Genomic DNA, 24,548 nt, shown 5'->3' on the forward strand with positions numbered 1-24,548 from the left:
CACCAATGAAATTTGAAAACTTACTTATTGAAGTGGGAACAGAAGAGTTACCGCCAAAGTCATTACGCACTTTAGCGGAGTCTTTTTTAGCAAACTTTACCGATGAATTAACCAAAGCTGATATCCCTTTTGACTCTGCGCTTTGGTATGCAGCGCCTCGTCGTTTAGCTATTAATGTTGTTGGCCTTGCCCTTGCTCAAGCAGATAAAGTCGTAGAAAAACGCGGCCCTGCGGTAAGCTCTGCATTTGATGCAGATGGCAACCCAACCAAGGCAGCGCAAGGCTGGGCACGTGGTAACGGTATTACGGTTGATCAAGCTGAGCGTTTAGTCACCGACAAAGGCGAATGGTTAGTTCATCAAGCTAAAGTGGTCGGTGTTGAAACCAAAAGTCTGATTGCTGAGATGGCACAACGTGCGCTTGATAAATTGCCAATCCCAAAACCAATGCGTTGGGGCAGCAACAAAACACAATTTATTCGCCCTGTGCACACTGTCATCATGTTATTGGGTAGCGAATTAATCGCTGGTGAATTATTGGGTATTAAATCTGCTCGAGTTATTCGCGGTCATCGCTTTATGGGTCAGGCAACTTTCGAGCTAGACCATGCCGACAACTATTTAACTGCACTAAAAGAGCAAGGTAAGGTGCTGGCTGATTATCAGCTTCGTAAATCATTAATCAAAGCAGACTCTGAAGCAGCAGCTGCCAAAATTGGTGGTGTTGCCGATATCCAAGAAGACTTACTTGAAGAAGTGGCTTCATTGGTTGAATGGCCAATAGTATTAACAGCTAGCTTTGAAGAAAAGTTTTTAGCGGTGCCATCTGAAGCCCTTGTGTACACCATGAAAGGCGACCAGAAATACTTCCCTGTATTTGATAAAACCGGTAACTTGCTACCTAACTTTATTTTCGTCACTAACATCGAATCTAAAGACCCGCAGCAAATTATTTCAGGTAATGAGAAAGTGGTTCGCCCTCGCCTAGCCGATGCTGAATTCTTCTTTAATACTGATAAAAAGCATACGCTAGAGTCACGTTTAGCCAGTCTTGAAACGGTTGTATTCCAAAAACAACTTGGCACGTTAAAAGCGCGCGTTGAGCGCATTTCAACACTTGCAGGGTTTATTGCTACACAACTCGATGGTCAGGGTGTTAGCACAAACAGTGCTGATGCAAGCCGCGCCGGTCTATTATCTAAAACAGACTTGATGACCAACATGGTGATGGAGTTTACTGACACTCAAGGCACCATGGGGATGCATTATGCTCGCCTAGATGGTGAAACTGAAGCGGTTGCCGTTGCTTTAGAAGAGCAATACAAACCTAAGTTTTCTGGTGATACGGTACCAACTGCAAGCGTGTCTTGCGCGGTTGCGTTAGCTGAAAAGCTAGACACCTTAGTGGGCATTTTTGGAATTGGCCAGGCACCTAAAGGCGCTGCCGATCCATTTGCACTTCGCCGCGCTGCTATCGGTATTTTACGCATTATTGTTGAAAACAATTTGCCACTAGACTTAGTCGATTTAATTGCTAAAGCGCAAGCGTTACATGCTGATAACGTCAGCAATGCCAATACCGCCGAAGACGTACTTGAGTTTTTAATGGCGCGTTTCCGTAGTTGGTATCAAGATAAAGGCATTCAAGTTGATGTAATTTTAGCAGTATTAGCTCGTCGCCCAACTCGCCCAGCTGATTTTGACAGTCGCGTTAAAGCGGTATCGCACTTCCGTGCTTTAGAGGCTTCTACTGCGCTTGCTGCTGCCAATAAACGTGTTTCTAATATCTTGGCTAAAGTTGAAGGCGAACTGCCTGCAAACATTAACCAGACACTATTAGCGGAAACAGCTGAAAAAGCCTTGGCAGAAAAGTTAGCACAACTACAACCACAGTTAGCACCATTGTTTGCCAATGCTGATTATCAGCAAGCATTAACATTATTAGCCGATTTACGTGAAAGCGTGGATCAGTTCTTTGAAGATGTAATGGTAATGGCTGACGATAAAGCATTGAAAAATAACCGCCTTGCGTTATTAACTAATCTTCGTGAGCAGTTTTTACATGTAGCGGATATTTCATTACTACAATAATGTGATATTGCAGCAATAAAAAAAGCGCCGAAAGGCGCTTTTTTTATTCATTTTTAATATTAAGAGTAAAACGTAACCCTCACCACACTGATAACTTTCAATGTTCAAAGCACAAATTTTAAATCAGATTTAAAACTCAATCAGTTTTTGATGTAAATCAGCAAACTCTTGTTCACTTATTTCCACCTGTGCTAATAACACCGCCAATGCTGATTGCGGTAATTTATCCACTTGCTTAAGCATAGAGCACTCACTAATGATATTAGCCTTCCAGATAACGAGTGTCATTTGATCATCGGGTTTAATATTGGTATTCGCTAGCAATGTTAACGGCGCTTCAAAGTGTTGCGGCAACTGCCAATAACGGGCAAGTAATGCGCTGAGTGCTAATGATTTACTGGTCATTACCTGTTTAAACAACATTGAACTAGGCTGCTCGCCAGGTTCTGCCTGATAAAATGCATCAACAAGCATTTTAAAAATGGCGATTTTTCCTACATCGTGGAGCAATGCAACTAAAAAGGCACGTTCGCGTTGTTCTGGGATCGCTAATTCACTGGCTAAAAATGCCACCTGCATTGAATGGCGCCAAATCTCTGCACCAAAACGTCTGAAATATATTGGCTTAATATCAATCATTTCACGTGCCAAACAACTGGTAATAAATTGCCTCAGTTGTTGTCTACCAACCTGCACTAGCGCTTGCTGAATGCTAGTAACATCATGTTCTGCTCGTTTAAACGCAGGAGAATTACACAGTTTAAGCACTTCAATGCACAGCAATGGATCTTGCTCAATCAACTGGATTAACTCTTGGATTTCAATATTATCGTCTGCTAGTTTTTTATCTAATTCGAGTATTTTACTTGGAAGCTTTAGCACATTCTCAGCAATGGCTTGAGGCGAACTTAACGCACGTTCTATATCTTGCATAACACGGCGCTCTAGATTATTCGCAATTCCTGTCGTATCGGTTTGAGTACTGGCAAACAAAAAACTGTAAAACAAAGATGATAAATCTAACTGCGACTCTACCGCGAGTTTGGGACTGACTTCAATAATAGGTTTGACGGTTGGCGTTGGTGTTTGCTGACGTTTCTCGACCGCTGTACGGCCAGTAAATTTGACTTGTTCATTGCGATCACGAATATTAAACAGCTTCTTAAAAAAACTTGTCACCACAATAAATAACCTTATAAGACATTAGATTAATAGCAATAATTTAATCATAGCAATAAAAACAAAAATGGGCGCCATAAGGCACCCATTTATTTTAACAAGACGTGCTACACGTCTAAGTTAGCTACGTTTAATGCGTTCGTTTCGATAAACTCACGACGAGGCTCAACTTGATCGCCCATTAAGCAGGTAAATAATTGGTCTGCTGCTACCGCATCTTCAATGGTAACGCGCAACATACGGCGAGATTCGGGATCCATTGTGGTTTCCCACAATTGTTCAGGGTTCATTTCACCCAATCCTTTATAACGCTGAATGTATAAACCACGCTTAGCTTCGCTCATGGTCCAGTCTAAGGCTTCTAAGAAGCTTTCAACTTCTTTAACACGCTCACCACGTTGTACATAACCACCTTCTTCAATCATACCGTCTAACGCTGCGCCTAATTTGGCAATACGCTGATAATCGGTTGAGGTAAAGAAGTCGTAACCAAATAAGAAGTTGGTATCGATACCATGCTTACGGATAGTGACACTTGGGGTATACACTTTACGCTCAGGATCAAGGATGACGTTAGCAGAGAAAATAATACCACTGCTTTCACGCTCAACTAAATCATCAATAAAGATTTTACACCATGCTGTCATTCGCGTTTCATCACTGAGCATCTCTAACGTCACTTCTGGGTGATACAACATGCGATCGGTTAGGTTCATCGGGAAACGTTTTTCTAAACGCTTAACGATTTTTTCAACTTCGCGATATTGATTCACCAAACGCTCTAATGGTTCACCGCTCATGCCCAACTCGCCTTGGCTTGGGTAAACATGTGTGCCGTCTAACGCTTGTGTTGTTAAGTATTCAGTTAACGCTAATTCGTCTTTTAAATATTGCTCTTGCTTACCTTTTTTAACTTTGTACAAAGGTGGTTGCGCAATATACACATAACCACGCTCAATTAATTCAGGCATTTGGCGGAAAAAGAAAGTCAACAGCAAGGTACGAATGTGCGAGCCGTCGACGTCAGCATCGGTCATGATAACAATGTTGTGATAACGAGTTTTATCTGGGTTGTATTCATCACGGCCAATACCACAACCTAATGCGGTAATCAGGGTTGCCACTTCTTGTGAGGATAGCATCTTATCAAAACGTGCTTTTTCAACGTTTAAGATTTTACCCTTTAATGGAAGAATCGCTTGGTTTTTACGGTTACGTCCCTGCTTGGCTGATCCGCCAGCAGAGTCCCCTTCCACTATGTATATTTCAGAAAGACCAGGGTCTTTTTCTTGGCAATCGGCAAGCTTACCTGGTAAACCACCTAAATCTAATGCGCCTTTACGACGGGTCATTTCACGCGCTTTACGGGCGGCTTCACGAGCACGAGCAGCATCAACAATTTTACCTACGATTAATTTCGCATCAGCAGGGTTTTCTAATAGGTAATCATTTAACTGCTCACCCATTGTTTGTTCTACAGCACTTTTCACTTCGCTCGAAACCAGTTTATCTTTGGTTTGCGAACTAAACTTAGGATCCGGTACTTTAACAGAAATAACCGCGGTTAAACCTTCGCGAGCATCATCACCCGTCGCATTCGTTTTACCCTTTTTGTTAAATCCTTCGCGTTCCATGTAAGTGTTTAAGTTACGCGTTAATGCGCCGCGGAAGCCCGCTAGGTGAGTACCACCATCGCGCTGAGGAATGTTATTGGTAAAACAGAAAATACTTTCTTGGTAACCGTCATTCCACTGCATTGCCACTTCAACGGTAATGCCGTCTTCGCGCTCTTGCGAAAAGTGGAATACATCTTTGTTTACTGGTGTTTTATTGCGGTTCAAGTAATTTACGAAAGCGCTAATGCCACCTTCGTACTTGAAGAATTCGTCTTTGTTTTCGCGTTCATCAACTAAACGAATACCCACACCTGAGTTTAAGAAAGACAGTTCACGTACACGCTTGGCTAAAATATCGAAATGGAATTCAACATCGGTAAAGGTTAGGCCACTAGGCCAGAAACGAATTTCGGTACCGGTTTTAACAGCATCGCCAATTTCTTTAATCGGCGCATCAGGCACACCATGAGTATAAAACTGCTCATAGACTTTGCCGGCACGACGAATAGTTAACTGTAATTTTTCTGATAATGCGTTAACAACCGACACACCCACACCGTGAAGACCACCAGACACTTTGTAAGAGTTATCATCAAACTTACCGCCGGCATGCAATACCGTCATAATAACTTCAGCAGCAGATACACCCTCTTCCTCATGGATAGAAACCGGAATACCACGACCGTCATCTTTTACAGAGACAGAACCGTCTGAGTGAATAGTAATGGTGATATCGCTACAATGACCGGCTAAAGCTTCATCGATAGAGTTATCGACCACTTCGAATACCATGTGATGAAGACCTGTGCCGTCATCAGTATCACCAATGTACATACCAGGTCTCTTACGGACTGCATCAAGGCCTTTTAATACCTTGATACTCGAAGAATCGTAACTATTCTCTGACATATTTCTCTCTCGTTGTTATTCAATAACCGTTACTTGCCCGTGTTCCACATGAAACATCCTGTTGGGAGGGCTAGATAACGAATCGACTATTGCTAGCGGATCAATTGCGGTGACAAAAATTTGCGCACCGGTTTCGGTTAACTGCTGTAGCAATAGCTGCCTATGCTGTGCATCCAACTCTGACGGTAAATCGTCGACTAAATAAATACTGTTTTTATCTAGTTGTTGTTTGAGCAACTTTCCCTGTGCAATACGCAGTGCACAGACTAATAATTTTAATTGTCCACGGGATAGCGCATCCTGCACTGGTAAGTTACCCACTCGCAAACGTAAGTCTGCCTTATGAGGACCACTACCCGTGTTACCCGCGGCAACATCGCGCGAATATTGGTTTTCAAGTAACTGCGAAAAATCCGTTTTGCTGTCCCATCCTCGGGTAAAAGAAACCTTAATATCAACCTGAGGTAAAAACCGCCCTATTATACCCTTAAGTAGCTCATTTAACGAGTCTACATATCGATTTCGTATGTCGGTAACTTGTTCAGCATACCGCACCAGCTCCTTATCCCAAAATTGTATTTGACTATAAGCAGATTGGTTACGAAGTAATTGATTACGTTGCTTTAAAACCTTACGGACATTCACCCAGGCTTGATAAAAATGTGGGTCAGAATGAAAGGCGCCCCAATCAATAAACTGCCTGCGAGCTTTTGGGCCTTCAAACAGTAAAGAAAAACTTTCGGGGGTAATAACTTGAATAGGCAACGTTTCAGCTAATGTCGATAAACGTTTGACTTTTTCGCCATTAATTTTAACTTCAATATCGCCACTACGGTGACGTCTAAGTCCAATTTTACAGTCGCTATCATCTTGTACTAAATTGGCAAATAAGGTGAGTTTATCGTCATCATTGTTGATAACCCGCTGCGATAAATGGCTGCGAAAAGAGCGTCCCATGCCTAAAAAATATATCGCTTCTAAAATACTGGTTTTACCGCTGCCATTTTGACCGTATATCAAATTTAACCCGTCACTTGGGTTAAGTGATGCTGTGGTAATATTACGAAACGAGCCAATGGTAATGCGCGATAAACTCATGAACACCTATTGTGATAGCCAAATAAAGCGGTAGAGACAAAGAAGGTGCTTTGCAGCACCTTACTTATGATTAATGGACAATAACGTATTACAGGCGCATTGGCATCACCACATACATAGAATCTTCTTCTTTGTGGTTCTCAATGAGTGCACTTGAGTTACCATCAATGAGCGTTATACGCACATCATCACTGGCAAGGTTATTCAGTACATCAAGTAAATAACTCACGTTAAAACCAATTTCGAGCTTATCTGAATCATAATCAACGTCGATAATTTCTTCGGCTTCTTCTTGCTCTGGGTTATTGGCGGTAATCTTTAATAAACCAGGCTCAAGTTGAATGCGTACACCACGGAATTTTTCGTTCGATAAAATAGAGGCTCGAGTTAACGCTTGTTTTAGTTGATTGCGACTGGCAATAACTACCTTATTACCACCCTTTGGTAACACCCGGCGGTAATCAGGAAAACGGCCATCAACTAATTTACTGGTAAATACAGCAGAGCTCGTCATAGCGCGAATCGCGTTATCGCCAATCGCAATGGTAATGTCTTGGTCGTCGCTTTCAAGCAAGCGCGCCATTTCAACTACCCCTTTACGTGGCACAATCACTTGTTTTTCGGGCAAAGAAATATCAACAGTGCGATGGCTTAACGCCAAACGGTGACCGTCGGTAGCAATAGCGCGTAATACATTGCCTTCGGTTTCAAATAATAAACCGTTGAGGTAATAGCGCACATCCTGGTTAGCCATCGAAAACTGAGTAGAGTCGATAATCGACTTTAATACGCCTTGCTTTAAGCTAAATTCAATATCAGCCTGAAACGCTTCAACATTGGGATAATCTTCAGCTGGCAATGTGGCTAATGAAAAACGGCTACGACCTGAGCGCAACAGCCATTTGTTATCTTGCTGTTCTACTTTTAATTCGCTTTGTTCAGGTAATGACTTAACAATGTCGAGTAATTTTTTAGCTGGAACGGTAGTGCGACCAATGCTGATATCACCATGAATAGCGGCTTGACCAACAAGTTCAACCTCTAAATCCGTACCGGTCAGCTTAAGTGAGTCTTCACTAACTTCAACTAATAAATTAGCTAAAATAGGTAAGTTATGTCTACGTTCTACCGCGCCACACACTAGTTGCAGCGGCTTTAATAGGGCATCCCTATCAATTGAAAATTTCATCGTTCTACTTTCCCTGAATTAAGAAGACAAAGTTCTAATCAAGTTAGCGTAATCTTCTTTAATGTCATGACTCTCTTCACGCAGTTGCGCAATTTTACGACAAGCATGTAATACCGTCGTATGGTCACGACCACCAAATGCATCACCAATTTCTGGCAAGCTTTGGTTAGTGAGTTCTTTAGATAGCGCCATCGCCACTTGTCGTGGCCTTGCCACACTGCGTGAACGACGTTTAGACAGCATATCTGCCATTTTAATTTTGTAGTATTCAGCAACCGTCTTCTGAATATTGTCTATAGTGACTAATTTTTCTTGCAGTGCCAAGAGATCACGTAACGCTTCACGTACAAAATCAATGGTAATTGGACGACCGGTGAAGTTGGCATTAGCAATAACGCGGTTTAATGCACCTTCAAGCTCGCGTACGTTTGAACGTAAACGCTTAGCAATAAAGAAGGCCACTTCATCAGGCAGGTTAATACCGCTCTCTTGTGCTTTACGCATTAAAATCGCTACGCGGGTTTCTAATTCCGGTGGCTCAATGGCAACCGTTAACCCCCAACCAAAGCGAGATTTTAAGCGATCTTCTACTCCGTCGATCTCTTTAGGATAACGGTCAGAAGTTAAAATAATTTGATGATTACCTTCTAGTAGCGCATTGAAGGTATGGAAAAACTCTTCTTGAGAACGATCTTTGTTGGCAAAAAATTGAATATCGTCAATAAACAGGGCGTCGACACTGCGATAATAACGTTTAAATTCTTCAATGGCATTATTTTGTAAGGCTTTGACCATGTCCTGTACAAAACGCTCAGAATGCATATACACCACTTTAGCATTCGGATTATTTTTAATGATCCCATTACCGACAGCATGCAATAAGTGAGTTTTACCTAAACCGGTACCACCGTATAAAAATAATGGGTTATATGCGCCACCAGGGTTTTCAGATACTTGTAAGGCGGCCGCTTTACCGAGTTGGTTTGATTTACCTTCAACGAAGTTATCAAACTGATAGGTAGGGTTAATGTTACTACGATGATTGGCATTAACAATGGGTTCTGCCTGAGTATTAAATGACGTTGTGCCAACTTGAGCACGCGTTTGGCTACTCACAGGCTTAGCGGCAACTGGGGCAGGAGCTACAGGACGTGCAGACGGACGGCTACCAATATCAAAACGCAACTTAGGTGCATCACTGCCCATTTGTTCAGTGAAAAATTGATTAATGATATTAATGTATTTATCGCGTACCCAATCGAGTACAAAACGATTTGGCGCATACAAAACCAGAGTATCACCATCCATTTCAGCTTGTAACGGACGGATCCACATACTGAACTGCTGGGCTGATAACTCGTCTTGCAGTCTGCCGATACATTGTTGCCAAAGTGAAACCGCCACTTATTTATCCCCAAATATCTTTAGTCAAAGGAGGTGTATTCTATAGGGAGATCACAATGATCGCTATCCTTAAAAACAGATTTATCCCCAGCGGGATCATTCTATGTGGATATCTGGGATCACGAAAGATCAAAATCGATCCATTAATTGCAAATATCATGCAAATCCAGCTTTATTAACCGATCCACATTGATCTATAATACGCCAGCTTTGATCTACTGAAACGAGTTAAGATCCACAAGATATAGTGTCTGTACACAGACTTATCCACATCTTCTGGTGCTTTTTTACTTTCAGCATCAAAGAAAGATTGGCAGAAATTCATCATATAACCACTTTCGTTATTGACGATAGTAATTAAAGTGATTACAATTCGGCCTCTTTTTTGCCCTTACCTCTAATTTTGGAGATAAGGTAAATTCACTAACAAAGACGGATTGCCATCATGAGTAAACGTACTTTTCAACCTAGCAACCTGAAGCGCAAGCGTTCTCACGGCTTCCGCGCTCGTATGGCCACTGCAGGCGGCCGTAAGGTGCTTGCACGTCGTCGTGCGAAAGGTCGCGCTCGTTTATCTGCGTAAGTAGATAACTAGGTGACTAGCTATACCTTTACGCGGGAGTTACGTTTGTTAACTCCCGCGCAATTTAAATCTGTATTCTCCAATCCAATCAAAGCATCCTCTGCTGAAATAACTCTGCTCGCAATTCCAAATTCAGAGCAACATCCTCGTTTAGGGTTAACTGTGGCCAAACGTTTTGTTAAACGTGCTAACCAACGTAATCGTATTAAACGCGTGATAAGAGATAGTTTTCGTTTACATCAACACGACATCCCCAATATAGATATCGTGGTATTAGTCAGAAATGGCGTGATGGAAATGGAAAATGCAGAACTACATAAATTGATAGAAAAGCTATGGCGAAAACTCAGTCGCCGTTACAATGGCTAGCAACCACGGTTATCCGTGGTTATCAACTTTTTATAAGCCCTTTACTGGGACCTAAGTGTCGGTTCAATCCAACTTGTTCTTATTATGCGATTGAAGCAATAAAAACGCACGGAACAGTGAAAGGTAGTTGGTTTGCAATCAAACGCATATTAAAATGTCACCCTTTACATCCCGGCGGTAGTGATCCCGTCCCCCCTAAAAATGACAGGTGTAATAAATAGGCTATGGAATCTCAACGCAATATATTGCTAATCGGTCTGCTGTTTGTCAGCTTTTTAATGTGGCAGCAATGGCAAACAGATAAAGCACCACAACCGGTAGCACAACAAACCGTTACCCAAACAAACGCTGCGACAATTAATGGCGCTGACGTCCCTGAAGCAGACTCAACTGGTATGCCAGTAGATATGCCTGCAACCAAAAACTTAATTACCGTTAGCACTGACCAGCTCGATATTAAAATCAGCCCAGTAGGTGGTGATATCGTTTACGCTGCATTAGTTGCTCACAAAGTTGAGATTGATAAAGATGATCCTTTTATCATCCTTGAGCAAACCAACGACCACACTTATATCGCGCAAAGTGGCTTAATCGGTCGCGACGGCATTGATAGCAGTGCTAAAGGTCGTGCCGCATTTGCCGCGCAAAATACTTCTTATACATTAGCTGACGATCAAGACACATTATCAGTGCCATTAACCTTTACTGCAAACAACGGTGTGACTTACGTAAAAACCTTTACGTTTACCCGTGGTCAGTACGATGTTGGCGTTGATTACAATATTAGCAACACTTCAGATACTGCATTACAAGTGCAAATGTATGGTCAAATTAAACAAACCATCAGAGAATCTGAAAGCAGCATGATGATGCCTACCTACCGTGGTGCAGCATTCTCAACTCAAGATACTCGCTACGAAAAGTATGACTTTGAAGACATGGCTGACAAAAACCTAGGTAAAGTAACACTAGGTGGTTGGGCAGCAATGTTACAGCACTACTTCGTGTCAGCCTGGATCCCACCTGCTACAGACTCAAACACCATTTTCTCAAGCGTGAGTGCTGGTGGTTTAGCTAACATCGGTTTCCGTGGCGCGGTATATGATATTGCACCAGGCACAACACAAAAAATTAGTTCACAATTTTATGTTGGCCCTAAAAACCAAAAAGCCCTTTCTGCTATCTCTGAAACTTTAAACCTAGTGGTTGATTATGGTTTCTTGTGGTGGCTAGCAGTACCTATTCACTGGTTATTGATGTTCTATCAATCGTTTGTGGGTAACTGGGGTATGGCAATTATTTTAATCACCCTAACGGTACGTGGTTTGTTATATCCATTGACTAAAGCACAATACAGCTCAATGGCTAAAATGCGTAACCTACAGCCAAAATTAGCTGAGATGAAAGAGCGCTTTGGTGATGACCGTCAAAAGATGGGTCAAGCCATGATGGAACTGTACAAAAAAGAGAAAGTAAACCCAATGGGCGGTTGCTTACCTATTTTGCTACAGATGCCAATCTTCATCGCATTATACTGGGTATTACTTGAAAGCTATGAATTACGCCACGCGCCATTCATGCTATGGATTGATGACTTGTCAGTACAAGATCCATACTACGTATTACCATTGCTAATGGGTGTATCGATGTTCTTGATGCAGAAAATGCAGCCAATGGCACCGACCATGGACCCAATGCAAGTTAAGATGATGCAATGGATGCCAGTTATCTTTACCGTATTCTTCTTATGGTTCCCAGCAGGTCTGGTACTTTACTGGTTAGTCGGTAACTTAGTGGCTATTACCCAGCAAAAGATTATTTATGCAGGTTTAGAGAAAAAAGGCTTAAAATAAGCCCAAGCTCAACAGTTAACTTATTCAAAAGTTAAATGAATAAAAAAGGCGGCTTAATAGGCCGCCTTTTCCTTTAATGATTTAGCAGGTATTTACCGTGACAACAGACACTATCGTAGCGCAAGCAACAGCACCAGGACGTGGTGGAGTGGGTATCATTCGTGTATCTGGCAATCTCGCTGCCAATGTAGCCAACGCCATTATTGGTCATGTGCCTAAAACCCGTTACGCCGAATATTGTGATTTTAATAGCCACGATGGTCACGTTATTGATCAGGGTATTGCGCTATTTTTTAAAGGTCCAAACTCATTTACTGGCGAAGATGTTCTAGAGCTGCAAGGTCATGGTGGCCAGATAGTACTTGATATGTTGATTAAACGCGTCATGGAAATCGATGGTATCCGCATAGCTAAACCCGGTGAGTTTAGTGAGCAAGCGTTTATGAACGACAAGCTCGATTTAACTCAAGCAGAAGCGATTGCCGACTTAATTGATGCCACCAGTGAGCAAGCGGCAAAAAGTGCTTTGCAATCATTGCAAGGTGAGTTTTCTAAAGAAGTTCATGAGCTAGTAGAGCAAGTCACTAACCTACGTTTATACGTAGAAGCCGCGATTGATTTTCCTGATGAAGAAGTCGACTTTTTATCGGACGGTAAAATTGCTAATGCCTTGTACCGAATTATCGACAAACTCACTACCGTTAAAGCCAGTGCCAAGCAAGGTTCAATTATTCGCGAAGGCATGAAAGTCGTCATTGCTGGGCGTCCTAATGCCGGTAAATCAAGCTTACTGAATGCCTTAGCCGGTAAAGAGTCTGCCATTGTTACAGAAATTGCCGGCACCACCCGTGACGTACTGCGTGAACACATACACCTTGATGGCATGCCGCTGCACATTATCGACACAGCAGGATTACGTGACACCACAGATACCGTTGAGCAAATCGGTATTGAGCGCGCCTGGGCAGAAATAGCGAGTGCCGATAGAGTGTTGTTTATGGTTGATGGAACAACGACAGATGCCGTTGACCCACATAACATTTGGCCCGATTTTATTGACCGTTTACCTTCAAGACTGGGTGTAACTGTAGTGCGTAACAAAGCCGATTTAACCGGTGAAACCCTCGAAATGTCGCAAGAGCAAGGATACGATGTTTACCGTATTTCAGCTAAAACAGGGCTTGGTATTGAAGACCTAAAACAGCACTTAAAATCATTAATGGGTTACCAAAGTAATCTAGAAGGCGGTTTTATTGCCCGCCGTCGTCATTTAGAAGCGTTAGACTTAGCCGCAAGTCACTTACAACTGGGTAAAGAACAGCTTGAAGTGTATCTCGCCGGAGAGTTACTGGCAGAAGAGTTACGCATGTGCCAAATGGCGCTATCTGAAATTACTGGTAAATTCACTTCAGATGACTTACTCGGCAAAATCTTTAGTTCATTCTGTATAGGTAAATAGTGTATTGGTAAGAAATGCATTGGTAAATCGTGTATAGCTCAGTAGGAATAAACACATGACATTGGCTAATCAGGTTGTCGTTCTCGACTTTGAAACCACAGGTTTATCACCCGATAATGGTGACAGAGCCATTGAAATTGGTGCGGTAAAGCTAGTTGATGGCCAAATAGTGGACACTTTTCAAGAGTTAATAAACCCAGGTAAACGGGTAAATAGCTTTATTGAGCAGTACACAGGTATTAGCAATAACATGCTCAAACATGCGCCATCATCTAAAGAGGTGATGGCACAATTTGCCAAGTTTATTGATGGATTCAATTTAGTCGCGCACAACGCCAACTTTGATAAAAAATTCTTAGATGCCGAATTCAAACATAATAAGCTGCACTACACCGGCCAATTTGCTTGCTCACTGTTGTTATCTCGTCGTATAAGCCAGGATGCCCCTAATCACCAACTGGGTACCTTGGTGAGTTATCATCAATTGCCTAACGACGGTGTGTTTCACCGCGCCTTAGCTGACGCCACCATGACCAGCCACCTTTGGTTACATCAACTTGACGTGCTGCAACAACAATTGCCAAATCAGCTTATCACTCTTGATATCATCAATAAGATATCGAGTTTGCCTAAAGCGCAAATAAGCCGCTACTACCAAACTATGGCTCGTTGATAATCCCTAGCCCAGTGTTTATTACAAGTCTTGGGCTAATTTATCCACTAACAACCGTACTTTGGGTGACAAATGGCGGTTGTGTGGATACAAAGCCCAAATGCCTTCTTTAGGTTGCTGATATGGCGCGAGCAACACCACAAGTTGCCCAGCTTCAATTGCGTCATTAACGTAATAGCCCGGCAATTGCACAATGCCCAATCCCTTAATGGCCGCAGACAATAAACTTAAGCCACTGCTGCAACTCAACGATCCACTCACTTTAACCGCTTTAGACTTACCCTGGTCAATAAAATTCCAATGCGACTGACTGCCAATTAAACAATTATGCTGGCTCAGTTCCGACAAAGTATAAGGTGTACCAAATTGGGCAATATAGCTCGGCGCAGCACACACATATTGACTGCGATTCGTTAAGCGCTTGGCCATCATTGACGAGTTAGTTAACCGCCCTAGCCTAATGGCTAAATCAAACCCACCTTCCACTAAATCAAGCTGACGATTCGTTAACTCGCACACGACTTCAATATCACGATACTGCTGCATAAAATCGATAACAATCGGCATAACAAACTTTTCGCCGTAAGTTACCGGTGCCGTCATTCTTATTAAACCTTGGGGTTTATCTTTTAAACTTGAAATAGCCCGCTCAGCTTCATCAAGACTGTCTAGCACCTGGCGGCAGTGCTGATAATAAACCGAGCCTTCTTCGGTTAACGACACCTTGCGCGTAGTGCGGTAAAACAGTTTAGTATTTAAACGATTTTCAAGTTGACTCACTTGACGACTAACTTGCGCCGTCGAAACACTTAAACGCTTACCTGCGGCAGTAAAACTGTCGGTTTCTGCTACCGCAACAAACTCAAAAATCCCTTCCCACTGCATCATTATTACATTCTCGTAAAAGTCATTTGCAAAACTAGCTGATTATCATTTGATGATAAACAAATACAATGGATAAATACACTACACTGTAGTGATGTTTATCATCCATATTTCATGGTGTTTACGTTTAAGGAAGCTATCTATGTCTGCACAATTTATTAAATCAAAAGCCGCAATTGCTTGGGGACCAGGTCAACCGTTATCGGTTGAAGAAGTCGATGTTATGTACCCAAAAGCCGGTGAAGTTATGGTGCGTATCGTGGCATCTGGTGTTTGTCATACCGATGCATTCACCTTATCGGGTGATGATCCTGAAGGCGTATTCCCAGCAATTCTTGGTCATGAAGGTGGCGGGATTGTTCATATGGTTGGCGAAGGTGTCACCAGTGTCAAAGTGGGTGACCATGTTATTCCGTTATACACAGCAGAATGTGGTGTATGTAAGTTCTGTACTTCTGGCAAAACCAACTTATGTAGTGCAGTACGAGCTACACAAGGTAAAGGCTTAATGCCAGACGGCACAACCCGTTTCTTTAAAGATGGCGAACCTATTTTCCACTACATGGGTTGTTCTACTTTTTCTGAATACACTGTCTTACCTGAAATTTCACTGGCTAAAGTCAGTAAAGAAGCGCCATTAGAAGAAGTGTGCTTATTAGGTTGTGGTGTCACGACCGGAATGGGCGCAGTACTGAAAACAGCGAAAGTACAAAAAGGCGATACCGTGGCAATATTTGGTCTAGGCGGCATTGGCCTATCAGCCATTATTGGCGCAACTATGGCTGGAGCAAGCCGCATTATTGGTGTCGACTTAAACGAATCTAAGTTTGAATTGGCGAAAAAACTGGGGGCAACAGACTGCATCAACCCTAAAAACTTTGATAAGCCAATTCAGGACGTGATTGTTGAAATGACCGATGGCGGCGTTGATTTCTCATTCGAATGTATTGGTAACGTTAACGTGATGCGCAGTGCATTAGAATGTTGTCACAAAGGTTGGGGTGAATCAGTGATTATTGGTGTAGCAGGTGCTGGCCAAGAAATTTCAACGCGTCCATTCCAATTAGTCACAGGCCGAGTATGGCGTGGCAGTGCATTTGGTGGCGTTAAAGGACGCAGTGAATTACCCGGTATTGTTGAACAATACTTAGCCGGTGAGTTTAAGTTAGATCACTTTATTACCCATACAATGGGCCTTGAAGGGATTAACGATGCATTTGATTTAATGCATAAAGGCGAAAGTATCCGCAGCGTTATCCACTTTAATAAATAGGTCTATAAGCTGATCTTATAGTCAAAAAACAATGCAGTTAATTTTTAATTAGCTGCATTTATTTTATAAGGACCCATCATGACCATTGAAAATATCAGCAGCACCAAAGCATTCGGTGGCTGGCATAAACAATATCATCATCAGTCAACGGCGCTCAATTGCACGATGCGTTTTGCCATTTATTTACCACCACAAGCTGAACAGCAAAATGTGCCTGTGTTGTATTGGTTATCAGGGCTCACCTGCACTGACGAAAACTTTATGCAAAAAGCAGGCGCACAACGTATTGCTGCAGAACTTGGAATAGCCATTGTTGCACCAGACACCAGCCCACGTGGCGAAGGTGTTGCCGACGATAAAGACGGTGCATATGACTTTGGTTTAGGTGCTGGATTTTACCTCAATGCCACCAAACCACCTTTCGATCAGCATTATAAAATGTATGACTACGTGGTGTCTGAACTACCAGCTATCATCGAAGCACATTTCCCTGTGACTAAGCAGCGCAGCATTAGTGGTCACTCAATGGGCGGCCATGGTGCCCTGACTATTGCATTAAAAAATCCAAATCAATTTAACAGCGTCTCAGCATTTAGCCCGATTTGTAATCCAATGGATTGCCCATGGGGAATTAAAGCATTTCGCGGTTATTTGGGCGATGATCAACAACAATGGCAACAATATGATAGCTGTGAGCTAATGCAAAACAGCCAACAATTTGTGCCTGCGCTGGTGGACCAAGGCAGCAATGACAACTTTTTAGATGAGCAGTTAAAGCCTCATGCATTAGAAAAAGTCGCACAACAAAAGGGCTATCCTTTCGAGTTAAGAATGCAGCCAGGATATGACCATAGCTACTATTTTATCTCGACGTTTATTGAAGATCACCTACGCTTCCATGCTAAACATTTACAGATTAGCTAACGCGAGCAATTGCTTTGCAAGGATTAAGCGGCAATTTAACTTAGTCTAAATCTGTTAATGCTAACCAACCAGTTACCCAAAACGAGCCTTTATGGCTCGTTTTTTCGTTTCTAAAAGCTTGAAAACTGTGGATTACAAAAATAAATCTGCTATACGAACCAATTAAGAGTACTCAATATTCAGTTAAAAAGTGTAAATAAGCCAACATTTAGCGTAATTGAGCGAGTAAAATAACCCTATAGCGAACAAAATCGACGTTAAAATGAACAAACTCATCACTTATTCGGAGTCAAAATGGCAAAAATAGCGTTATTAGTGGGTACAACATTGGGTAGTTCAGAATACGTTGCAGATGAAATGGCAGAGCAGTTAACCCAATTAAACCACCATACTGAGGTATTTATAGATCCACAATTAGCCCAATTAAGCGATTTTTCTATGTGGATCATCGTTAGCTCAACCCATGGTGCAGGCGATCTTCCAGACAATATAGTGCCTTTTTATAAACAATTAATGTTAGAAATGCCTGATCTTAATGGGATCCAGCATGCATTATGCGCCATTGGCGATTCAAGCTATGACACTTTCTGCCAGGGCCCTGAAAAAATAATTGATCTCCTTGTGCAATGCGGATCTAAACCCATTGTGGATAAGATCCAAATTGACGTTCAACAAGACCCTGTACCTGAAGAGCCCGCGCTAGCGTGGTTAATACCGTGGCAATCTAAAATTAAACAATAAAAAAGCCGATCTTTCATTGTACAAACACAGATCAATTCACAATTTAGATCGTATTTATCCACAAATTATTATTTAAAATGATAACTTTGTGGATAAGCTATTATTTTTAGCGATCATAACTCTGTACTATTAACACTCCGATCAGCTTAAAGATCACCCTTGTGGATAACTACCCGATCTATCCCCATGTTATCTTGAGTTTGATCGCGATCAGATCACAGGTTTAGTTAGCTGTTAACTATTGATTTTAAGACATAATAAAAGTTACTAACAGAAAGTGGCGATCCTAATAATAAACATAATAAAAAGATCTATATAAAGATCTTAAGATCTATTAAGCAAACCCATCTTGATCAATCTATGAAAAATGATCGTTCACGTTCAGACAAGCAAGTGCTAAAATGTCCTCATTGAATAACGTTTCAAATAGAATTTAACTTTCTTAGCAATCAAAGGTCGCATAATGCATTTTCATGAACGGTTTGATGTAATTGTCGTTGGTGGTGGTCATGCCGGTACAGAGGCAGCACTAGCAGCAGCAAGAATGGGATCAAAAACATTATTGTTAACCCATAACATCGACACATTAGGTCAGATGTCTTGTAATCCAGCCATAGGTGGTATTGGTAAAGGCCATTTGGTTAAAGAGATCGATGCATTAGGCGGCGCAATGGCAACAGCCACAGATTTTGCCGGAATTCAATTTAGAACATTAAATTCAAGTAAAGGCCCTGCCGTTCGCGCAACTCGTGCACAAGCAGACAGAGCTTTATATCGTCAAAAAATCCAATCTATTTTACAGAACCAACCTAACTTACGCATTTTCCAACAAGCAGTAGATGACTTAGTTGTTGAAAATAATAAAGTTGTTGGTGTAGTCACTCAAATGGGATTAGCATTTGAAGCACCAACTGTTGTATTAACGACAGGCACATTTTTAAGTGGCAAAATCCACATTGGTTTACAAAATTACAGCGGTGGCCGTGCAGGCGATCCGCCAGCGATTGCATTAGCAAATCGTTTACGTGAATTACCCATCCGTGTTGGCCGTCTAAAAACCGGTACACCACCACGTATTGATGCCAATACCATTGATTTTTCACAAATGACAGAACAAAAAGGTGATACGCCATTACCGGTAATGTCATTTATCGGTAATGTGAGTCAGCATCCTAAGCAAATTTCATGTTTTATTACTCACACTAATGAAAAAACCCACGATATTATTCGTGGTGGTTTAGACAGAAGCCCAATGTATTCAGGTGTTATTGAAGGTATTGGCCCTCGTTACTGCCCATCGATTGAAGATAAGATCCATCGCTTTGCTGATAAATCATCGCATCAGATCTTTATTGAACCAGAAGGCTTAAGCACTAACGAAATCTACCCTAACGGTATTTCTACCAGTTTACCTTTTGATGTTCAGCTCAATTTAGTGCGTTCAATCAAAGGCATGGAAAACGCTGAAATCGTTCGTCCAGGTTATGCAATCGAGTACGATTATTTTGATCCACGCGATCTTAAAAACTCATTAGAAACCAAAACCATTTCAGGTTTATTCTTTGCTGGTCAAATCAACGGCACAACAGGCTATGAAGAAGCTGGTGCTCAAGGTTTATTAGCGGGTATGAACGCATCATTACAAGTACAAGGTAAAGACACCTGGTGTCCTCGTCGTGATGAAGCATATCTTGGTGTATTAGTTGACGATTTATCAACATTAGGCACCAAAGAACCGTACCGCATGTTTACTAGCCGTGCTGAATATCGTTTATTACTACGTGAAGATAACGCCGATCTCCGTTTAACAGAAAAAGGCCGTGAACTTGGTTTAGTTGACGATAATCGTTGGGAATTATTCAGTAAGAAAAAAGAGTCGATCGAGCTGGAGTTACAACGTCTACGCGGACAGTGGGTACACCCTAATTCACCACTGCTCGATGTGCTTAATCCACAATTGAATACGCCAATTTCTCGCGAAGCCTCTTTTGAAGATTTACTGCGTCGTCCTGAAATGGATTACAGTAAATTAATGCAATTAGAAGGTTTTGGCCCAGGCCTTGAAGATCCACAAGCTGCTGAGCAAGTGCAAATTCAAGTTAAGTATTCTGGTTATATTCAACGTCAACAAGATGAAATTGATAAAGCAATCCGCCATGAGAGTTCATTATTGCCACTGGATCTTGATTACCAAGAAGTGCCAGGTCTTTCAAATGAAGTGATCGCTAAACTCAATAATCATAAACCCGATACCGTTGGGCAAGCATCACGTATATCAGGTATTACCCCTGCTGCGATTTCGATCTTGCTAGTCCATTTGAAAAAACGCGGTTTATTGAGAAAAAGCGCTTAAATTCAGGTATTTTTTTGACTCAATAACACTAGGGAAGCCATAAGGCTTCCCTTAGTGCTTTTACGGCTTCATAATAACTGCCGTCTGTTCATGTATTTTACGAGGCTTGCTGTGTTATCTGCCCAACTCCAAACTTATTTAGCTGAAATGAAAATATCAGCCACTGAATTACAACAAAAACAATTAGTCGGTTTTGTTGAAATGCTCGCTAAATGGAATAAAGCCTATAACCTCACTTCGGTTCGCGATCCTGAGCAAATGTTAATCCGCCATATTATGGACAGTTTAGCCGTTTCTCCTTATCTTGAAGGACAGCGTTTTATTGATGTCGGCACGGGTCCAGGTTTACCTGGGATCCCATTAGCCATTATGAATCCAGATAAACAGTTTGTATTGTTAGACAGTCTAGGTAAACGGATCCGTTTTCAGAAACAGGTTCAATTTGAACTAAAAATTAATAATATAACCTCAGTAGAAAGTCGGGTTGAAGCTTATCAACCAGATGATAAATTTGACGGCGTATTGAGCAGAGCTTTTGCATCAATACAAGATATGCTCAGCTGGTGCCATCATTTACCAACTGAAAAAGGCATCTATTACGCCTTAAAAGGTCAGTTAAACGAACAAGAATTACAGCAAATGCCAGCAGGATTTTCGCTGGTCGAAACCATTGTATTGCATGTACCAAAGCTAGACGAACAGCGACATTTATTAAAAATTGCTAAGCAATAAAGTGCATTTCTTTCGCTAATTAAGCTAACCGGACATCAATAATTTAAAGACAGGATGACATTGTGGGTAAAATCATTGCCGTAGCCAACCAAAAAGGTGGCGTAGGAAAAACAACAACTTGCGTTAATTTAGCCGCGTCACTTGCCGCCACAAAGCGTAAAGTGTTGTTGATCGATTTAGATCCTCAAGGCAATGCAACCATGGGTAGTGGTGTTGATAAATACGATGTTGACAATACAGCTTATGAGCTTCTTGTAGAAGAAAAACCCTTTGCTGACATCGTGATCAAAAATACCGTGGGTAAATTTGATTTGATCGCCGGTAACGGCGATGTGACCGCAGCAGAAATTAAATTAATGGAGTTTTTTGCTCGCGAGATCCGTTTACGCAATGCGCTTGCCCCCATAAGAGATGACTACGATTATATCTTTATCGATTGCCCACCCTCATTGAACATGTTAACCGTAAATGCCATGTCTGCAGCTGATTCTGTTTTGGTGCCAATGCAGTGTGAGTACTATGCGTTAGAAGGACTGACAGCGTTAATTGATACGATTACCAAGCTCGGTGCAATGGTAAACCCAACGCTGACAATTGAAGGCATATTGCGCACCATGTACGACCCTCGCAATCGCTTATCTAATGACGTGTCAGATCAGCTTAAGCAACATTTTGGTGATAAGGTTTATCGAACGGTCATTCCGCGAAATATCCGTTTAGCTGAAGCCCCTAGTTTTGGTGCACCAGCTATGTATTACGACAAATCAAGTGCCGGAGCCAAAGCATATTTAGCCCTTGCGGGTGAAATTATTCGTCGTGCAGAGCAACAAACACAACCCAAACAAGCGTAGGACATAAAAATGACGTTAAAAAAACGCGGTTTAGGTAAAGGCCTGGATGCCTTATTAAGCCATAGCAATGCAGCGAGTCGAAAAAGCGAACAGCCAGAAGAGACTTTGCCATTAACGACAGCAGGCGAACTTATTCACCTTGATCTGGATAAACTTCAAACAGGAAAATATCAACCACGTAAAGATATGTCGCCTGAAGCGCTAGAAGAACTGGCTGAGTCCATCCGTTCTCAAGGGGTTATTCAACCGATTGTGGTACGTAAAGTGGCTAATGGTAATTACGAAATTATCGCCGGTGAACGTCGTTGGCGCGCTGCACAACTCGCCAAGCTTGATAAAGTTCCGTGTATTGTTAAGCAGGTGGCCGACGAAGCCGCAGTGGCTATTGCATTGATTGAGAATATTCAACGTGAAGATCTTAACGCAATGGAAGAAGCGATAGCTTTACAGCGTTTGTTGGAAGAATTTGAATTAACTCATCAGCAAGTTGCTGATGCAGTTGGTAAATCTAGGGCTAGTGTCTCTAATTTGTTGCGATTAAACAGTCTCAATGAGCCTGTTAAGCGTTTGTTAGAATATGGTGACATTGACATGGGTCATGCCCGTGCATTATTGGCCATAGAGGGTGATGAACAGACTAATTTAGCTCGATTAGTAGCATCAAAGGAAATGACTGTTCGAGAAACTGAACGATTAGTTAATAAAGCCTTAAATCCGGCTAAAACCGTCGAAACTCATGCTAAAGATCATGATGTTAGCCGTTTAGAACAAGAGTTAATTGAAAGACTCGGTGCCAAAGTTGCCATTAACCATGGTACTAAAGGCAAAGGAAAAATTGTAATAAACTACCAAAATCTCGCTGAATTAGACGGTATTTTAAGTAAAATTCATTAAAAAGCTGACTAAACCATTTCATGTAGTAATTTTGTGACACAGCGCTAATTTTTACTTTTGTATATTTAGCGCTAATTCACTCATTAAATCGTTGTTTTCCTATCATCAAAGTTGCAAACAAAGCGCGAAAAGGTATACTTTGCAGGCTTTTTGTATCTTAAGGCTAGTTTAATATATTAAATTTAACATTAGGACCGCGAAAAGCATTAATGCGGAGATATGAAGTTGGGTAATGTTTTAGCGCGTCGTGGTAGGTTAGCAGCCTATAAATTAGTGCTGGTACAAGCGATTGTTGCGGGTATTATTTCAATACTATTTTTCGTAATGTGGGGAGCACAGTATGGTCAGTCTGCACTAGCAGGTGCGACTATCGCTGTACTTCCTAATTTTGTATTCGCAACCCTAGCTTTCTCACATAGTGGGGCAAGCTCTGCAGCAAAAGTCGTTAAAAGCTTTTACTGGGGGGAAGCGGTAAAGATGCTCTTGACCATTGCATTGTTTACGTTGGTGTTTATCAATATGAAAGTCGGTTTTATGCCGCTTTTTACCTGTTATTCGTTAGCGTTAGTTGTGCATTGGATAGCACCTTTATATTTCAAGCAAAGTTAAGTGGGATGAATCATGGCTGCAACTGGTGAAGCGTTAACACCGCAGGGCTATATCCAACATCACCTTACCAATTTAAGCGTTGGTGAAGGGTTTTGGACTTGGCACATTGATTCGTTGCTCTTTTCGGTTGGGCTTGGGATGTTGTTCTTATGGCTGTTTTACAGTGTTGGCAAGAAAGCGACAACAGGCGTTCCTGGCAAATTTCAATGTTTTGTCGAGATGATTGTTGAGTTTGTTGATAGCAGCGTAAAAGAAACCTTTCACGGCCGCAATCCTGTTATTGCGCCTTTAGCTCTGACTATTTTTGTGTGGATTTTCATGATGAACTTCATGGATATGATCCCTGTTGATTGGTTGCCTCATGCAGCAAGTCTAATGGGTATCCCATACCTTAAAGTGGTTCCGACTACTGACGTTAACATTACCTTTAGCTTAGCTCTTGGTGTGTTTGTGCTGATTATTTACTACAGCATTAAAGTCAAAGGTGTTTCAGGTTTTGTTAAAGAACTAACATTTCAGCCTTTTAACCATTGGGCAATGATACCCGTCAACTTATTACTAGAAACAGTCACCTTAATTGCGAAACCGATTTCATTGGCTTTGCGACTATTTGGTAACTTGTATGCTGGTGAGTTGATATTTATCCTTATTGCATTGATGTATGGTTCTAACGTGGCGTTATCTGCTCTAGGTGTAGGTTTACAACTAGGTTGGTTAATATTCCATATTTTAGTTATTACTTTACAAGCATTTATTTTCATGATGTTGACCATTGTTTATTTAAGCATGGCGCATGAAGATCACTAAGGGTAACCGAAAATTTTTTTGACCTAAATCATTAATAACAACGATTTAGAATATTGG

Annotated in this window: 22 protein-coding genes; 16 read left to right on the top strand and 6 right to left on the bottom strand. The window is 41.6% G+C overall.

Annotation, left to right across the window (positions count from 1 at the left end; all coding sequences use genetic code 11):
- Nucleotides 1–5: 5 nt before the first annotated feature.
- On the top strand, nt 6–2,090 hold the full coding sequence (gene glyS / locus GQA99_RS16500) for a glycine--tRNA ligase subunit beta (RefSeq protein ID WP_160055718.1): 2,085 nt from the start codon (nt 6–8) through the stop codon (nt 2,088–2,090).
- A gap of 129 nt (nt 2,091–2,219) precedes the next feature.
- Here glyS and GQA99_RS16505 read toward each other — a convergent pair whose 3' ends face one another.
- The 5 genes from GQA99_RS16505 to dnaA all read right to left on the bottom strand — a co-directional run bounded on the left by GQA99_RS16505 (nt 2,220) and on the right by dnaA (nt 9,485).
- Complete coding sequence (locus GQA99_RS16505) at nt 2,220–3,272, bottom strand: HDOD domain-containing protein (protein WP_160055720.1); 1,053 nt, start codon at nt 3,270–3,272, stop codon at nt 2,220–2,222.
- A 104-nt stretch (nt 3,273–3,376) separates the two neighbouring features.
- The gene (gene gyrB / locus GQA99_RS16510) at nt 3,377–5,794 is read right to left on the bottom strand and encodes a DNA topoisomerase (ATP-hydrolyzing) subunit B (protein WP_160055722.1); all 2,418 of its coding nucleotides are present in this window, start codon (nt 5,792–5,794) and stop codon (nt 3,377–3,379) included.
- Nucleotides 5,795–5,809: 15 nt separating this feature from the next.
- Nucleotides 5,810–6,892 (bottom strand): DNA replication/repair protein RecF, encoded by a 1,083-nt coding sequence (gene recF, locus GQA99_RS16515; RefSeq protein WP_160055724.1) that lies wholly within the window; start codon nt 6,890–6,892, stop codon nt 5,810–5,812.
- A gap of 88 nt (nt 6,893–6,980) precedes the next feature.
- The gene (gene dnaN, locus GQA99_RS16520; protein WP_160055726.1) at nt 6,981–8,081 is read right to left on the bottom strand and encodes a DNA polymerase III subunit beta; all 1,101 of its coding nucleotides are present in this window, start codon (nt 8,079–8,081) and stop codon (nt 6,981–6,983) included.
- Nucleotides 8,082–8,099: 18 nt separating this feature from the next.
- Nucleotides 8,100–9,485, bottom strand: a complete 1,386-nt coding sequence (dnaA, locus tag GQA99_RS16525; RefSeq protein WP_160055728.1) for a chromosomal replication initiator protein DnaA — start codon at nt 9,483–9,485, stop codon at nt 8,100–8,102.
- Between the two features lie 445 nt (nt 9,486–9,930).
- On the opposite strand from dnaA, the gene rpmH reads away from it, so the two are divergent.
- The 6 genes from rpmH to GQA99_RS16555 all read left to right on the top strand — a co-directional run bounded on the left by rpmH (nt 9,931) and on the right by GQA99_RS16555 (nt 14,422).
- On the top strand, nt 9,931–10,068 hold the full coding sequence (gene rpmH / locus GQA99_RS16530; protein WP_011070423.1) for a 50S ribosomal protein L34: 138 nt from the start codon (nt 9,931–9,933) through the stop codon (nt 10,066–10,068).
- Nucleotides 10,069–10,080: 12 nt separating this feature from the next.
- Nucleotides 10,081–10,437 carry a ribonuclease P protein component gene (gene rnpA / locus GQA99_RS16535; protein WP_160055730.1) on the top strand — a complete coding sequence of 119 codons (357 nt, stop codon included), beginning with the start codon at nt 10,081–10,083 and terminating at the stop codon, nt 10,435–10,437.
- Entirely contained in the window at nt 10,404–10,658 is a 255-nt protein-coding gene (gene yidD / locus GQA99_RS16540; RefSeq protein WP_160055732.1) for a membrane protein insertion efficiency factor YidD, read from the top strand. Before rnpA ends, yidD begins: the two co-directional genes overlap by 34 nt.
- Nucleotides 10,659–10,661: 3 nt before the next feature.
- The gene (gene yidC, locus GQA99_RS16545; RefSeq protein ID WP_160055734.1) at nt 10,662–12,290 is read left to right on the top strand and encodes a membrane protein insertase YidC; all 1,629 of its coding nucleotides are present in this window, start codon (nt 10,662–10,664) and stop codon (nt 12,288–12,290) included.
- A gap of 97 nt (nt 12,291–12,387) precedes the next feature.
- Nucleotides 12,388–13,749 carry a tRNA uridine-5-carboxymethylaminomethyl(34) synthesis GTPase MnmE gene (gene mnmE / locus GQA99_RS16550; protein WP_160055736.1) on the top strand — a complete coding sequence of 454 codons (1,362 nt, stop codon included), beginning with the start codon at nt 12,388–12,390 and terminating at the stop codon, nt 13,747–13,749.
- A 55-nt stretch (nt 13,750–13,804) separates the two neighbouring features.
- On the top strand, nt 13,805–14,422 hold the full coding sequence (locus GQA99_RS16555; RefSeq protein WP_160055738.1) for a 3'-5' exonuclease: 618 nt from the start codon (nt 13,805–13,807) through the stop codon (nt 14,420–14,422).
- 21 nt (nt 14,423–14,443) lie between these two features.
- On the opposite strand, the gene GQA99_RS16560 is transcribed toward GQA99_RS16555, so the two are convergent.
- Nucleotides 14,444–15,310, bottom strand: coding sequence for a LysR substrate-binding domain-containing protein (locus GQA99_RS16560; protein ID WP_160055740.1), 867 nt, complete (start codon nt 15,308–15,310; stop codon nt 14,444–14,446).
- A gap of 139 nt (nt 15,311–15,449) precedes the next feature.
- Here GQA99_RS16560 and GQA99_RS16565 point away from each other — a divergent pair, with 139 nt between their 5' ends.
- The 9 genes from GQA99_RS16565 to atpB all read left to right on the top strand — a co-directional run bounded on the left by GQA99_RS16565 (nt 15,450) and on the right by atpB (nt 24,491).
- Nucleotides 15,450–16,580 carry an S-(hydroxymethyl)glutathione dehydrogenase/class III alcohol dehydrogenase gene (locus GQA99_RS16565; protein ID WP_160055742.1) on the top strand — a complete coding sequence of 377 codons (1,131 nt, stop codon included), beginning with the start codon at nt 15,450–15,452 and terminating at the stop codon, nt 16,578–16,580.
- A 78-nt stretch (nt 16,581–16,658) separates the two neighbouring features.
- Entirely contained in the window at nt 16,659–17,504 is an 846-nt protein-coding gene (gene fghA, locus GQA99_RS16570; RefSeq protein WP_160055744.1) for an S-formylglutathione hydrolase, read from the top strand.
- A 294-nt stretch (nt 17,505–17,798) separates the two neighbouring features.
- Nucleotides 17,799–18,245 (top strand): FMN-binding protein MioC, encoded by a 447-nt coding sequence (mioC, locus tag GQA99_RS16575; RefSeq protein WP_160055746.1) that lies wholly within the window; start codon nt 17,799–17,801, stop codon nt 18,243–18,245.
- Between the two features lie 463 nt (nt 18,246–18,708).
- A complete protein-coding gene (gene mnmG, locus GQA99_RS16580; protein ID WP_160055748.1) occupies nt 18,709–20,598 on the top strand; it encodes a tRNA uridine-5-carboxymethylaminomethyl(34) synthesis enzyme MnmG in 1,890 nt (629 codons plus the stop codon).
- A gap of 111 nt (nt 20,599–20,709) precedes the next feature.
- Entirely contained in the window at nt 20,710–21,330 is a 621-nt protein-coding gene (gene rsmG / locus GQA99_RS16585; protein ID WP_160055750.1) for a 16S rRNA (guanine(527)-N(7))-methyltransferase RsmG, read from the top strand.
- A 62-nt stretch (nt 21,331–21,392) separates the two neighbouring features.
- Entirely contained in the window at nt 21,393–22,181 is a 789-nt protein-coding gene (locus tag GQA99_RS16590) for a ParA family protein (RefSeq protein ID WP_160055752.1), read from the top strand.
- A 9-nt stretch (nt 22,182–22,190) separates the two neighbouring features.
- Nucleotides 22,191–23,075, top strand: a complete 885-nt coding sequence (locus GQA99_RS16595; RefSeq protein WP_160055754.1) for a ParB/RepB/Spo0J family partition protein — start codon at nt 22,191–22,193, stop codon at nt 23,073–23,075.
- 225 nt (nt 23,076–23,300) lie between these two features.
- The gene (locus GQA99_RS16600) at nt 23,301–23,684 is read left to right on the top strand and encodes an ATP synthase subunit I (protein WP_160055778.1); all 384 of its coding nucleotides are present in this window, start codon (nt 23,301–23,303) and stop codon (nt 23,682–23,684) included.
- A gap of 12 nt (nt 23,685–23,696) precedes the next feature.
- On the top strand, nt 23,697–24,491 hold the full coding sequence (gene atpB, locus GQA99_RS16605) for a F0F1 ATP synthase subunit A (protein ID WP_160055756.1): 795 nt from the start codon (nt 23,697–23,699) through the stop codon (nt 24,489–24,491).
- Nucleotides 24,492–24,548: the final 57 nt, after the last annotated feature.

Source organism: Shewanella litoralis (genome assembly GCF_009828585.1).
GTDB lineage: Bacteria > Pseudomonadota > Gammaproteobacteria > Enterobacterales > Shewanellaceae > Shewanella > Shewanella litoralis.